This window comes from Actinomadura physcomitrii, from assembly GCF_008923205.2.
GTDB classification, from domain to species: domain Bacteria; phylum Actinomycetota; class Actinomycetes; order Streptosporangiales; family Streptosporangiaceae; genus Spirillospora; species Spirillospora physcomitrii.
Genome location: NZ_WBMS02000027.1, coordinates 33861 through 47824, shown reverse-complemented (window position 1 = coordinate 47824; position 13964 = coordinate 33861). Strand labels below are relative to the sequence as shown.

Below are 13964 nucleotides of genomic sequence, written 5' to 3'. Positions count from 1 at the left end.
CGTTTCTCCCACGCATCGCGTGATCGATCCATAACATTCTGTGATCGGCTCGCAGTGGGGAGGAGGGACATGGCGGCGTTCCTGCTGCGGCGGCTCGGGAACCACGTGGTCCTCGCCGTCGCGGCCACGAGCCTGGCCTACCTGCTCGCCGCCGCCGCGCTCGACCCGCGCGCCAACTTCGAGGGCCGCGCTCCCCGCCCGCCCGAGTCGGTCGTCGATGCCCGGCTCACCCGGCTCAACCTGAACGACCGCACGTCCCTGGCCGTGCGGTACGGCACCTGGGCCGCGGGCGTCCTGCACGGCGACTTCGGCCGCACGTGGGACGGGCGGCCCGTCAACGCCGAGCTGTGGCGGCGGCTGGGAGTGAGCGTGCGGCTGCTGTCTCCGGGCGCGTTCCTGGGGTCGGCCCTGGGGATCCTGCTCGGCGCCTACGCCGCGATTAGGCAGGGACGTGCGGCCGACCGCTTCATCACGCTCGGCTCGTACCTGCTGCTGGCCGTACCGGTGTTCGTCCTGGCCGTGCTGCTGCAGATCGTCGCGGCCAAGGCCAACGACGCGATGGGGATGCACGTGTTCGCCTGGGTAGGGGAGACCACGCCAGGGGCGGCGCACGGGACGTTCGGCGCGCTCGGCGGACTGGCGGACCGCATGCGCCACCTGCTCCTGCCCACGGTCACCATCGCCATGACACAGGCCGCCTTCTACAGCAGGTACCAACGCGGCCTGATGCTGGACGTCCTGCACACCGACTTCGTGCGGACGGCGAGGGCGAAAGGGCTGCGGCGCCGCACGGCCCTGCTCCGGCACGGATTGCGGACCGCGCTGATCCCGATGACGACCTACTTCGCGTACTCGTTCGGGTTCCTGGTCCTGGGCGGCATGTTCTGCGAGCAGGCCTTCGGCTGGCACGGCATGGGCGAATGGCTGGTCGAGGCGATCTCGCGCGGCGACGTCAACGTGGTCGCGGCGATCAGCTGCCTCGCGGCGTGCGGGGTCCTGTCGGCGGGGCTGGCGTCGGACGTCCTGCACGGCGTCCTCGACCCGCGCGTCCGCGCCGGGGCCGCCGCGTGATCACCGGACTCGCCGCCACCACCGCGCCGGGGCGCCCGGCCGGCGCGCCGGCCCCCGGCGGCCCGCCCCGGCTGCCGCGCCGCATCGCGCGCAGCAGGCGGGCCGTCGCGGGGCTGGTCCTGCTCGCGGCGCTGTTCGCCGTCGCGTTCGGCGGGCCGCTGCTGTCCCGCTGGGGGTGGGACGACACCGACTTCGCCGCGTTCCGGCAGGGGCCGTCCGCGCGGCACTGGCTCGGCACCACGCAGAGCGGCCGGGACGTCCTCGCCCTCACCCTGCGCGGGACCCGGCGGTCGCTGCTCATCGGCCTGTCGGTGGCCGTGCTGTCAACCGGGCTGGCGGGGCTGGTCGGCACCGTCGCCGGGTTCGCCGGCGGGCGGCTCGACCGGGTCCTGATGTGGGCCACCGACCTGCTGCTCGTCCTGCCGTCGTTCCTGCTCGTCGCCGTGCTGGCACCGCAGCTCGGCGGCGGGGGGCTGGTGCCGCTGCTCGCGGCGCTGCTGTGGATGGTCAGTGCGCGCGCGGTGCGCGGGACGACGGTCTCGCTGCGCGAGCGCGAGTACGTGCTCGCCGCCCGGTTCCTCGGCGCGAGCCCGGCCCGGGTGATCGTCCGGCACGTGCTGCCGCAGCTGGCGTCGCTGCTGGTCGTGGACGCGAGCGTGAACGTCAGCGTCGCGGTGATCGCCGAGAGCGGGCTGTCCTACCTCGGGTTCGGCGTGCGGCCGCCGGACGTCTCGCTCGGCACGCTGGTCGCCGCGGGGCAGGGCGCCGCGGCCACCTGCCCCTGGCCGTTCGCGGCGGCCGCGGCGATGCTCGTGCTGATCGTCCTCGCGGTGAACCTGCTCGGCGACGGGCTGCGCGACGTCCTGGACCCGGCGGCCGGCCAGGGGCGGGGTGACCGGTGACGGTCCTCGCGGTGCGAAACCTGACGGTCCGGTACGCGCAGGGCGTGCCGGCCGTGTGCGGGGTGGGCTTCGACGTCGGCGCGGGGGAGGTCCTCGGCGTCGTCGGCGAGTCGGGGGCGGGCAAGACGGCGCTGGCGCTGGCGATGGTGGGGCTGCCGCCGCCGCACGCGCGCGTCACGGGCTCGGTCCGGCTGCGCGGCGAGGAGCTGGTGGGACGGTCCGACGCCGAGCTGTCCCGCGTCCGCGGCAGGGACCTGGCGATGGTGTTCCAGGACCCGCTGTCCGCGCTGACCCCCGTCCATCCGGTCGGCGACCAGATCGCCGAGGCCGTCCGCGTGCACTCGGGCGCCACGCGGGCGGCGGCCCGCGCCCGGGCCGTGGAGCTGCTCGACCTCGTCGGCATCCCCGGCGCGGCGCGGCGGGCCCGCGCCCACCCGCACGAGTTCTCCGGCGGGATGCGGCAGCGCGTGATGATCGCGATGGCGATCGCCAACGACCCGGTCGCGATCGTCGCGGACGAGCCGACGGCGGCGCTGGACGTGACCGTGCAGGCGCAGGTCCTGGACGTGCTGAAGGCCGCGAAGGAGGCCACCGGCGCCGCGATCGTGCTGATCACCCACGACCTCGGGGTCGTCGCCGGGTTCGCCGACCGGATCATGGTGATGTACGCGGGCCGGGCGGTCGAGTCGGGACCGGTGGAGGAGGTCTACCGGCGCCCGCGGATGCCGTACACGATCGGGCTGCTGCAGTCGCTGCCGAGGATGGACGCGGCCGGGACGGCCCGTCCGGCGCCGGTCGACGCGGCGCCGCCCCCGGCCGGCGGGTGCGCGTTCCGGCCGCGCTGCCCCGTCGCGGTGGACGCGTGCGCCGGCGCCGATCCCGAGCCGGTGCTGGTCGGACCGGCCGGGCACACGGCCGCGTGCGTCAACACCGAGGCGACCGCCGATCCCGACGCGGTGTTCCCGCTGCCCGACCCCATGCCGCAGCCCGCGCTCGCGCCCCGGCGCGAGCGTCCCGTCGTCCTCGAGGTGGACGGGCTGGTCAGGCACCACCCGCTGTACCGGGGGACGCTGCTCAGGCGGCGCGCGGGCACCGTGCACGCCGTGGACGGCATCGGGTTCGACGTCCGGGAGGCCGAGACGCTCGCGCTCGTGGGCGAGTCGGGCTGCGGCAAGACGACGGCGCTGATGGAGATCCTGCGGCTGGCGCGCCCGCAGCGCGGCCGCGTCGCCGTCCTCGGCCAGGACACCGCCGCGCTGCGCCGGAGGCGCCGCAAGGCGCTGCGGCGCGACGTCCAGGTGGTCTTCCAGGACCCGTTCGCGTCCCTCGACCCCCGGATGCGCGTCGCCGACATCATCGCCGAGCCGTTCGCGGCGCACGGCCTGCGGGCGCCGCGCGGGCGCGTGCGGGAGCTGCTCGACCTGGTGGGGCTGGAACCGGTCCATGCCGGGCGGTATCCGCACGGCCTGTCGGGCGGGCAGCGGCAGCGCGTCGGCATCGCACGGGCTCTCGCGCTGGAGCCGCGGCTCCTGCTGCTGGACGAGCCCGTCGCGGCGCTGGACGTGTCGGTGCAGGCGGGCGTCATGGACCTGCTCGAAGGGCTGCGCGCCCGGCTCGGCATCGCGTACCTGTTCGTCGCGCACGATCTGGCGGTCGTGCACCGCATCGCCGACCGTGTCGCCGTCATGTACATGGGGCGGATCGTGGAGATCGGTTCCGTGGACGAGGTGTATGGCCGTCCCGCCCATCCGTACACGCGCGCGCTGCTGGACGCGGTGCCGCTGCCGGATCCGCGTCTGGAGCGCCGCAGACGGCGCGTCCCGCTGCGAGGAGACCCGCCCGATCCCACGGCCCCGCCCTCGGGCTGCCGCTTCCGCTCGCGCTGCCCCCGGTACACGGCGCTGGGGGCGGTGGACGCCCGCCGATGCGAAGAGCACGACCCCATGCCCCGTCCCATGAGCACCGACCGAGAAAGCGATCAATGGGCCGCCTGCCATCACCCCCTCGTCGAAGCCGGATCAGGTACGTGAAACGCCCGCTGGGCGCCCTTCTGCTCGCCGCCGCGACCGCCGCCGCCGGCGGGTGCGGGGGCCCGGGCTCCGGGGAGGCGACGACCCGCGCGGCCGGCCGGCTGCCCGCGTCGGACGTCAACCCGACCCCGCGCGACCACGTCCGTAGCGGCGGCACGCTCCGCTGGCCCCTCCCCGAGTTCCCGTCGCAGTGGAACTTCAACGACGTCAACGGGACGAAGGGGTCGGTCGAGCAGGTGATCCAGGGCGCGCTGCCCCACCTCATGCGCGCCGACGAGAAGGCCGTCCCGCACCCCGTGCCCGAGTACCTCCGCTCGGCGGAACCGCACCGCAACGGCCGCGACCAAGTCGTCACCTACCGGCTCAACCCCGAAGCGCACTGGTCCGACGGCAGGCCTCTGAGCTATCGCGACTTCGCGGCGCAGGCGCGCGCGCTGTCCGGCCGCGACCCCCGCTACGAGGTCTCCACCGTCACCGGCTACAAGCAGATTGAGCGTGTCGAGCAGGGCGCGGACCCTCACACCGTCAAGGTGACCTTCGCGGGAACGTACGCGGACTGGCGGAGCCTGTTCAGCCCGCTCTACCCGGCGGTGGCCTACTCGACGCCCGCCGCGTTCAACACCGGCTGGATCGACCGCATGCCGGTCACCGCGGGCCCGTTCCGGCTCGAAAGGATCGACCAGACGGCCGAGACCGTCACGATGGTCCGCGATCCCGGCTGGTGGGGCCCGCCCGCCAAGCTGGACAGGATCGTCTACCGGGCCATGGACACCAGCGCGATGCCCGGCGCGTTCGCCGCCAACGAGATCGACCTGATGGACGTCGGCATGGACGCGGGCGCCCTGCGCCGCGCCCAGGCCGTCCCCGGGGCCGTCGTGCGCAGGGCGGGCGGCCCCGACTGGCGGCATTTCACGTTCAACGCCGCCGGGCCCATCCTGTCCGACCCGCGGGTCCGGCGCGCAGTCATGCTCGGCATCGACCGCCGCGCCATCGCGCGCTCCGACCTGTCCGGCCTCGGCGTGCCGATCCAGACGCTCGGCAACCACTTCTACGTCAACACCCAGGACGGCTACCAGGACGACTCCGGGGAACTGGGAGGCTACGACCCGGCGGCCGCGGGGCGGCTCCTGGACCAGGCCGGCTGGACCCGGCACGGCCGGTACCGAGCGAAGGGCGGCCGGACGCTCGCGCTGCGGTTCGTCATCCCCTCCGGCGTCCCGATCAGCGAGCAGGAGGGCGAGCTCACGCGCGCGCTACTGCGGCGCATAGGCGTCCGGGTGGACATCGACGCCGTCCCCGCCGACGACGTGTTCGACCACTACGTCACCCCTGGGAACTTCGACATCGTCCCGTTCTCCTGGCTGGGCACGTCGTTCCCGGTGTCGCCCATGAAGGCGGTCTTCGCGCGGCCGCGCGGCGACCGCGTCCAGCAGAACTATTCGCGCACGGGAACGGCCGCCATCGACGCGGCCATGGACCGCGCGATCGCGGAGGTCGATCCCGAACGGATTCACGTCCTTGTGAACGAGGTGGACCGGCTCGTCTGGCAGGAGGCCACCGTCCTGCCGCTGTACCAGCGTCCCCAACTCGTCGCGGTGCGCGCCGACCTCGCCAACATGGGTGCCCGCGGCTTCTACGAGCCCGGCTACCAGGACATCGGCTTCACGAGCCCTGGCTGACCCCGCACCCGGTTACGGGAAGGCGATCTCGACGCCCTTGCGGTCGCTGGTGTAGCGGGCGTTCCACACGTACATCTTCAGGTCGTCGGCGGACAGCGCCTCCTCGACCGGCAGGTCGGTCGCGATCCGCACCAGGTAGGAGGCGCCCGCGGGCATCATCTGGTCGCCGTCGTCGTCGACCGGCGCCTTCGACCCGCCGAGGCGGGCGGTGATCTTGCTGTGGTTGGGCAGGGTGCACAGGTCGTCGGGGATGCCCGGCTGCGGCATGCAGCGGGCCTGCGCGTCCGCCGGGACCTGCGACTTCGGCATGAACAGGTCCGCCGGGAAGTCCAGCAGGACGGGCCTGCGCTGGCTGTTGGTGAGGACGTAGTCGGCGTAGGCGTACGTCGTGCCGGACGGCGGCGCAGCGGTCGCGCCGAGCGGCTGCCGGTTCGTCCCGGCCTTCACCGCGGCGAGGCTGTAGCCGTAACCCTCGGGGGTGGTGAAGTTGACGGGCGGCCCGGTCTTCGGCAGCGGTGCGGCGTTCTGCGACCCGGTCTCGCCCTGGCTGGCGAGCGACGGCCGGCCGGTGCCGGCGTCGCCGTCCGGCCGCAGGTACACGATCCCGGCGGCGACGGCGGCGATGCCCACGACGCCCGTGAGGGCGCCGGCGAGGCCGAGCCGGCCCGCGCCGCTCTTCCTTCGGCGGTGTGAGTGGTGGCTGTTCGACACGTTTCTCGTGCTCCCTCGGGCCCGTTTTCTGCCCAGTTAGCGCGTCCTGCCTGCAGGGGCCAGTCACGATACAGGACGGCCGGAACCGCGGCGGCGGGGCTTCTCCGGCCGGGGAAGCGGCGTACCACCTGGTCAGGGCCTTACGAAGTGCGTCCGACAAGGGCGTCGCGGCCGAGCCCGCGCAGGGAGGCGTCGAGCACCTGCGCGGTGTGCGCGACCGCGATGTGCGCGCCGCGGCGTTGCAGCGCGGTGGCGATCTGCATGGAGCAGCCGGGGTTGGCGGCGACGAGTAGTTCGGCTCCGGTGGCGTCCACGTTCACCGCCTTGCGGTCGCCCAACGCGGAGGCCGCCTCCGGTTGCAGCAGGTTGTAGGTGCCCGCGGAGCCGCAGCAGAGGTCCGGTTCGGCTATCTCCACGACGGTCAGCTCCGGGATGCCGCCCAGCAGGGCCCGCGGCTGGGCGCGGACCCCCTGCGCATGGGACAGGTGGCACGCGTCGTGGTAGGCGAGGGTGACCGGAAGTGGCCGCCGTTCCGCGCGGGGCCCGAGCTCCACGAGGAACTCGGCGAGGTCCCTGGTCCTGGCGGAGAGCGCCTCGGCCCGCGCTGCCCAGGACGGGTCGTCGGCGAGCAGCGCCCGGTACTCCTTCATCGCCGACCCGCAGCCCGCCGAGTTCACCACGATGACGTCGGCGGACTCGAAGGTCTCGACCGTCCGGCGCGCGAAGGCCCGGGCCTCGTCCTCGCGTCCCGAGTGCAGTGACAGCGCCCCGCAGCAGCCCTGGTGCTTCGGGATGACCACGTCGCAGCCCTCCAGCGCCAGGACGCGCGCGGTGGCCGCATTGACGCCGGGGAAGAACTCGCCTTGGACGCAGCCCGTCAGCATCCCGACCGTCGCGCGGCGCTCACCGCGCGCGGCGACGAACTCGGGCAGGCGCGGCGCCTTGCCCAGGGGCGGCGCGAGACGTTCCATCGCCGCGACGGACGGAGAGACGCGTTCCAGGACGCCGCTGCGCCGCACCAGCCGGTCCAGACCCGACTTCTGGTAGGCGCGCAGCGGGCCGCGGAGCGCGCGCAGACGACGCCTGTACGGGAACAGGCGGAAGATCGCCCCGCGTACGGCCCGCTCCTTCAGCGAACGGGGATGCTCGCGCTCCACTTCGGCCCGCGTCGTCTCGATGAGCCGGTCGTACTGCACGCCCGACGGGCAGGCCGTCACGCACGCCATGCACCCCAGGCACTGGTCGAAGTGCTGCACCATCGGCGCGTTGAGCGGCGCGCCCTCGATGTGCTGCTGCATGAGGTGGATGCGGCCGCGCGGCGAGTCCATCTCCTCGCCCCACAGCACGTACGTGGGGCACGTCGGCAGGCAGAACCCGCAGTGCACGCAGTCGCCGAGCAGCTCCGGGAGGTCGTCCTGCGCGCTCATCAGATTCCTCCCACGAAGCGGCCGGGGGACAGCCGATGATCGGGATCGAACTGGTCCTTCACCCGGCGCATCAGCGCGAGGGACGGCACCGGCCCCCACATGTCGATCTCACTGCGCACTTCCTGCGGCGCGTAGCGGACGACGGCACCGCCCTTGTGGCGTCCTAGGACGTCGCGCAGTGCGCCGAGCGCCCCGCCCACCTCCTCGGACGTCATGCCCGAAGGGAGACCGATCTGCCCGTGTCCGACGCCGCTCCATGTCATCGCCACGTCGTGCTGTAGGCCGTCGACAAGGCCGATGAGTTCGCGGAGGGACGGCGGTGGTGCGGACGCGTCGATGAGGGTGGTGCCGTCCGGGTACAGGCCCCAGCCGTCCGGCGCGTCCTCCGTGATCCGGGCATCGCCTCCTAGAAGGTCGACGAGCCGCCCAGCGCGCGCGGCGACACCGTCCGGAACGCCCTCCAGCAGCGCCGCGACCGTCCCGGGATGGATGTACTCGAGAGCGCTCGGCGCCGCCGGAGAGTGCAGGACGGCCTGGACGGCCTCGTGCGCCTCCTCCGGGCCGCCGACCCGGCGCGTGACCCACGCCGCCGCGGCCGGCACCGGGTGCAGCCGGAACGTCGCCTCCACGATGAGCCCGAGCGTCCCGTACGAACCGGAGAACAGCCGCCCCAGGTCGTACCCCGCGACGTTCTTGACGACCTTCCCGCCGGACCGCGCGACCTTCCCGTCCGCCCGCACGACCGTGAGGCCGATGACGAGGTTGCGCGGCGTCCCGAACAGCGTCCGGAGCGGGCCGGCGGCCCCGGTGGCGATCGTCCCGCCGACCGTGGATCCGGGCAGCGGGACGTCCAGCGACAGCCGCTGCCCCTTCTCCGCCAGCCTCTCCGCGAGCGCCTCCAGCGAAAGCCCCGCCTCCGCCGTGGCGACGAGGTCGCCGGAGGCGTGCTCGACCAGCCCGTCCAGGCGGTGGGTGTCCACCAGCAGGTCGCACCGCCGCGGAGGCGTCCCCCAGTCCAGCCGCGTCTCGGCGCCGCGAGGGACCACGGACAGGCCCTGCTCGGCGGCGGCGCGCATCACCTCCGCGGCCTCCGCGACGGACGCGGGGGCCGCCACCAGCGCGGGCTGCACGCCCAGCACGCCCTCCTCGGGCTCGCCCGCGCGGACGTCAACGCAGACCTTCGCCAGCGCCTCCAACGGCCGCATCAGAAGACGTCCGCCTTTCCCTCGAACGGGTGCGGGCCCTTCCGCACGCCCGGGACCTCGCCGCACAGCCGCGGCGTGGGGAAGACCTTCCCCGGGTTGCACAGCCCCGCCGGATCGAACCCGCAGCGGACCATCTGCATCGTGTCCAGATCGGTGTCGCTGAACATCCGCGGCATGTAGCGGGACTTGTCCACGCCCACGCCGTGCTCGCCGGTAATGGACCCGCCGTGCTCGATGCACAGGTCGAGGATCGCGCCCGACACCACCTCGGCGCGCTCCGCGGCGCCCGGCTCGGCGTCGTCGAACAGCACCAGCGGATGCAGGTTGCCGTCCCCGGCGTGGAACACGTTCGCGACCCGCACGCCCGACTCCGCCGACAGCGCGTCGATCCGCGCCAGCACCCGCGGCAGCGCGGTGCGGGGGATCACACCGTCCTGCACGATGTAGGCGGGGCTGATCCGGCCGACCGCCGCGAACGCCGACTTGCGCCCCTTCCAGATCAGCGCGCGCTCCGCGTCGTCCGCCGCGATCCGGATCTCGAACGCGCCCGCGTCCCGGCACAGCCGCTCCACCTCGGCGAACTGCGCGGCGACCTCCGCGTCCGGGCCGTCCAGCTCCACGATCAGCACCGCGCCGGCGCCCGGCGGGTACTCGCAGCGCACCGCCGCCTCCGCGGCCTCGATGGACAGCGCGTCCATCATCTCGATCGCCGCCGGCACCATCCCCGCGCCGATGATCGCCGACACCGCGGTCCCGCCCGCCTCGATCGACCCGAACGCCGCGAGCAGCGTCTGCACGGTCTCCGGCACCCGCGTCAGCCGCACCGTGATCTTCGTGGCGATGCCGAGCGTGCCCTCCGCTCCGACGAACACGCCGAGCAGGTCGTAGCCGGGGCCGTCCGCCGCCAGCTCCACCAGCTCCCCGTCCGGCGTCACGACCTCGCACGCCAGCACGTGATGGGCGGTGAAGCCGTACTTCAGGCAGTGCGCGCCGCCGGAGTTCTCCGCCACGTTCCCGCCGACCGAGCAGATCTGCTGGCTGGACGGATCGGGCGCGAAGTAGTACCCGTACGGGCGCACCGCCCGGGTCACGTCCAGGTTGATCACGCCGGGCTCGACCACGGCCCGCTGCCCCGGGATGTCGATCTCCAGGATCCGGCGCATCCGGGACGTGACGATCAGCACGCCGTCCGCGCGGGGGAGCGCCCCGCCGGACAGGCCCGTCCCGGACCCGCGCGCCACGTAGGGGACGCCCGCCCGCGCGCACACGCGCACGATCGCCGCGATCTCCTCGGCGGTGTCGGGGAGCACGACGATCCCGGGCGTCGACCGGTGGTTGGTGAGGCCGTCGCACTCGTACGTGCGCAGCCGCACCGGGTCGGTGATCACCCGGTCGGTCCCGAGCAGCGCGTCCAGGCGCAGGCCCAGCGCCTTCAGTAGCGGTTCCATCCCCTCCACCATCCTCCCGGCCCCCCGCGCACGGCAAGATCCCCAGGAATCCCCGGAACTCGTCCCCCTGCGCTACAACGGGCGGGCACGCGGAGCGAGTGCAGCGAGCGCAGCGGGCCCGCCCGGCGGTCGGCAGGCTGTTTCGCGCGGAGCTCGAGCGGAGCGGGAAACGGCCTGCCGACCGTGACGGGGGTTCGAGGGGGTCGCCCCCTGGGAGTTACGGGAACTGCTGGTAGGCGGGGGTGGTGAGGAACTCGGAGTACTCGTCGGCGAGCGTGACCTCCTTGAAGAGGGTCACGGCCTGGTCGTAGCGCGGCTCGTTGTACGCCTCGCCCAGCTCGGCGCGGATCTTGGCCAGCTCCTCGTCGAGGAGCCGCTCGACCCACTCCTTGGTGATCTCCTTGCCCTCGGCGGTGGAGACGCCGTTGTAGATCCACTGCCAGACCTGCGAGCGGGAGATCTCCGCGGTGGCGGCGTCCTCCATGAGGTTGTGGATGGCGACGGCGCCGGAGCCGTTGAGCCAGGTCGCCAGGTAGCGCAGCGCGACGTCGATGTTGTTGCGGACGCCGGCCTCGGTGATCTCGCCGGGGGTGGCCTTGATGTTGAGCAGGTCGGCGGCCGAGACGTCGACGTCCTCGCGGAGCCGGTCGCGCTGGTTGGGCTTGTCGCCGAGCACGCCGTCGAAGACCTCCCGGCAGACCGGGACGAGGTCGGGGTGGGCGACCCAGGAGCCGTCGAACCCGTCGCCGGACTCGCGGGTCTTGTCGGCCCGGACCTTCTCCAGCGCGACCTTGTTGACCTCCTCGTCCTTGCGGGACGGGATGAACGCGGCCATGCCGCCGATCGCGTGCGCGCCGCGCTTGTGGCAGGTGCGGACGAGCAGCTCGGTGTAGGCGCGCATGAACGGCGCCGTCATGGTGATCGCGTTGCGCTCGGGCAGCACGAAGTCGGCGCCGCGGTCGCGGAACTTCTTGATCACCGAGAACAGGTAGTCCCAGCGGCCGGCGTTCAGGCCGGCGGAGTGGTCGCGCAGTTCGTAGAGGATCTCCTCCATCTCGAACGCGGCCGGGATCGTCTCGATCAGCACGGTCGCGCGGATGGTGCCGCGCGGGATCCCCAGGGCGTCCTGGGCGAGGTTGAAGGCGTCGTTCCAGAGCCGCGCCTCCAGGTGGCTCTCCATCTTCGGCAGGTAGAAGTAGGGGCCCTTGCCCTTGTCCAGCTGCCGGCGCGCGCTGTGGAAGAGGTACAGCCCGAAGTCGAACAGCGACCCCGACATCGGCTCGCCGTCGACGAGGAGGTGCTTCTCGTCCATGTGCCAGCCGCGGGGGCGCACGACGATGGTGGCCAGCTCGGCGTCGTCCTTGAGCGCGTAGGACTTGCCGGACGTGGCGTCGGTGAAGTCGATGGTGCGGTCGAGGGCGTCGCGCAGGTTCAGCTGCCCCTCGATCATGTTGTTCCACAGCGGGGTGTTGGCGTCCTCGAAGTCGGCCAGCCACACCTTCGCGCCCGAGTTCAGCGCGTTGATGGTCATCTTCCGGTCCGTCGGGCCGGTGATCTCGACGCGGCGGTCCTCCAGGCCGGGCGCAGGGTCGGCGACCCGCCAGGTCGCGTCCGCGCGGACGGACGCGGTCTCGGGCAGGAAGTCCAGCGTCCCGCCCTCGGACAGCGCGCGCTGGCGCTCCGCGCGGGCCGCCAGCAGCTCCTTGCGGCGTCCGCCCAGCTCACGCTGGAGCGCGGCGAGCAGGCCGAGCGCCTCGGGCGTCAGGATCTCCTCGTACCGCTCCCCGAGAGGCCCAGCGACCTCGACACCGTCCAGTTCGGCCATCTGCTCGCCCTTTCGTCTGATGAAATTCCACTTCTGTCTTATGGAGTAACGCTACTCGGCGGTTCAGAGCCCGGTCAAAGCGGGGGCACCCTTCCGCTGTGCCGTTGACCTCCCCGCACGCATGGCGGGTACGCACTCGATAACCACGTGACCCGCCGGGACGCCCGTGAGACGATTTCGGGGAAGACACGGCCGCGCCGCGGCGTTCTACCGAGGACATATGACTCTTCCTTTCTCTGCAGACCAGACCCACGAAGACCGGACCTACGACGAGTTCGACGCCGAGCCCATGACCGGCGAGCTCGACCTGGAGGACCGGCGGGCACTGCGCCGCGTCGCGGGACTGTCCACCGAGCTCACCGATGTCACCGAGGTCGAGTACCGCGCCCTGCGCCTGGAGCGGGTCGTCCTCGTCGGCGTGTGGACCGAGGGCACCGCGGCCGACGCCGAGAACTCCCTGCGCGAGCTGGCGCTGCTCGCCGAGACGGCGGGCTCCGAGGTTCTCGAGGGCCTCGTCCAGCGCCGCTCCCGGCCCGACCCGGCCACCTACATCGGCTCGGGCAAGGCCGCCGAGCTGCGCGACGTCGTCATCTCCACCGGCGCCGACACCGTCATCTGCGACGGCGAGCTGGCCCCGAGCCAGCTGCGGCACCTGGAGGAGACAGTCCAGGTCAAGGTCATCGACCGGACCGCGCTGATCCTCGACATCTTCGCCCAGCACGCCAAGAGCCGCGAGGGCAAGGCGCAGGTCGAGCTCGCGCAGCTCGACTACCTGCTGCCGCGCCTGCGCGGCTGGGGCGGCAACCTGTCCCGGCAGGTCGGCGGGCGCGCCGCGGGCGGCGTCGGGATCGGCGGCCGCGGCCCCGGCGAGACCAAGATCGAGCTGGACCGGCGGCGGATCCGCACCCGGATGGCCAAGCTGCGCCGGCAGATCGCCGAGATGTCCAAGTCCCGCGACACCAAGCGCGGCGAGCGCCGCCGCAACGAGGTGCCCGCCGTCGCCATCGCCGGCTACACCAACGCCGGCAAGTCGTCCCTGCTCAACCGGCTCACCGGCGCCGGGGTGCTGGTGGAGAACGCGCTGTTCGCCACCCTCGACCCCACCGTCCGGCGCGCCGAGACGCCGGGCGGCCGCGCCTACACCCTCGCCGACACCGTCGGGTTCGTCCGGCACCTGCCGCACCAGCTCGTCGAGGCGTTCCGCTCGACGCTGGAGGAGGTCACCGACGCCGGGCTGATCCTGCACGTCGTGGACGGCTCCGACGCCGACCCCGAGGCGCAGATCGACGCCGTCCGCGAGGTGCTGCGCGAGATCGGCGCCGACGCGATCCCGGAGATCGTCGTGATCAACAAGGCGGACGCCGCCGACGACCTCGCGATCGCCCGCCTCCAGCGGCGCGAGCCGCACAGCGTCGTCGTCTCCGCCCGCACCGGGTTCGGCATCGAGGAACTGCGGGAGGCCGTCGAGGCCGACCTGCCGGGCCTGGAGGCCGAGCTGCGCGCGCTGGTCCCCTACGAGCGCGGCGACCTGGTCGCGCGGGTGCACGACCGCGGCGAGGTGCTCAAGCAGGAGCACGTCGCCGAGGGCACGCTGCTGCACGCGCGCGTTCCCGAGGACGTCGCGGGCGAGCTGTCCCGGTACGAGGTCGCGGCGCAGATCGTCTGA

10 protein-coding genes are annotated in these 13964 nt (G+C 73.3%); 5 read left to right on the top strand and 5 right to left on the bottom strand.

What is annotated here, in order from left to right:
* Window positions 1-69: 69 nt before the first annotated feature.
* Genes F8568_RS29455 through F8568_RS29440 form a run of 4 tightly spaced genes read left to right on the top strand, consistent with a single transcriptional unit; the run spans window position 70 to window position 5682 of the window.
* Window positions 70-1071 (top strand): ABC transporter permease, encoded by a 1002-nt coding sequence (locus F8568_RS29455; RefSeq protein ID WP_151596954.1) that lies wholly within the window; start codon window positions 70-72, stop codon window positions 1069-1071.
* On the top strand, window positions 1068-1973 hold the full coding sequence (locus F8568_RS29450) for an ABC transporter permease (RefSeq protein ID WP_328601075.1): 906 nt from the start codon (window positions 1068-1070) through the stop codon (window positions 1971-1973). Before F8568_RS29455 ends, F8568_RS29450 begins: the two co-directional genes overlap by 4 nt.
* Entirely contained in the window at window positions 1970-4003 is a 2034-nt protein-coding gene (locus F8568_RS29445) for a dipeptide ABC transporter ATP-binding protein (RefSeq protein WP_151596953.1), read from the top strand. The genes F8568_RS29450 and F8568_RS29445 overlap by 4 nt, the downstream gene beginning before the upstream one ends.
* A complete protein-coding gene (locus F8568_RS29440; RefSeq protein WP_328601073.1) occupies window positions 4000-5682 on the top strand; it encodes an ABC transporter family substrate-binding protein in 1683 nt (560 codons plus the stop codon). The genes F8568_RS29445 and F8568_RS29440 overlap by 4 nt, the downstream gene beginning before the upstream one ends.
* Before the next feature lie 12 nt (window positions 5683-5694).
* Here F8568_RS29440 and F8568_RS29435 read toward each other — a convergent pair whose 3' ends face one another.
* The 5 genes from F8568_RS29435 to aceB form a co-directional block, all read right to left on the bottom strand.
* Window positions 5695-6393 (bottom strand): hypothetical protein, encoded by a 699-nt coding sequence (locus F8568_RS29435; RefSeq protein WP_151596951.1) that lies wholly within the window; start codon window positions 6391-6393, stop codon window positions 5695-5697.
* Window positions 6394-6533: 140 nt separating this feature from the next.
* Complete coding sequence (locus tag F8568_RS29430) at window positions 6534-7820, bottom strand: (Fe-S)-binding protein (RefSeq protein WP_151596950.1); 1287 nt, start codon at window positions 7818-7820, stop codon at window positions 6534-6536.
* On the bottom strand, window positions 7820-9025 hold the full coding sequence (locus F8568_RS29425) for an FAD-binding oxidoreductase (protein ID WP_151596949.1): 1206 nt from the start codon (window positions 9023-9025) through the stop codon (window positions 7820-7822). Before F8568_RS29425 ends, F8568_RS29430 begins: the two co-directional genes overlap by 1 nt.
* Window positions 9025-10473 carry an FAD-linked oxidase C-terminal domain-containing protein gene (locus F8568_RS29420; protein WP_151596948.1) on the bottom strand — a complete coding sequence of 483 codons (1449 nt, stop codon included), beginning with the start codon at window positions 10471-10473 and terminating at the stop codon, window positions 9025-9027. Before F8568_RS29420 ends, F8568_RS29425 begins: the two co-directional genes overlap by 1 nt.
* 217 nt (window positions 10474-10690) lie before the next feature.
* Window positions 10691-12298 carry a malate synthase A gene (gene aceB / locus F8568_RS29415; protein WP_151596947.1) on the bottom strand — a complete coding sequence of 536 codons (1608 nt, stop codon included), beginning with the start codon at window positions 12296-12298 and terminating at the stop codon, window positions 10691-10693.
* Between the two features lie 220 nt (window positions 12299-12518).
* Between aceB and hflX the strand changes: the two genes are divergently transcribed.
* Window positions 12519-13964, top strand: a complete 1446-nt coding sequence (gene hflX / locus F8568_RS29410) for a GTPase HflX (protein WP_407924494.1) — start codon at window positions 12519-12521, stop codon at window positions 13962-13964.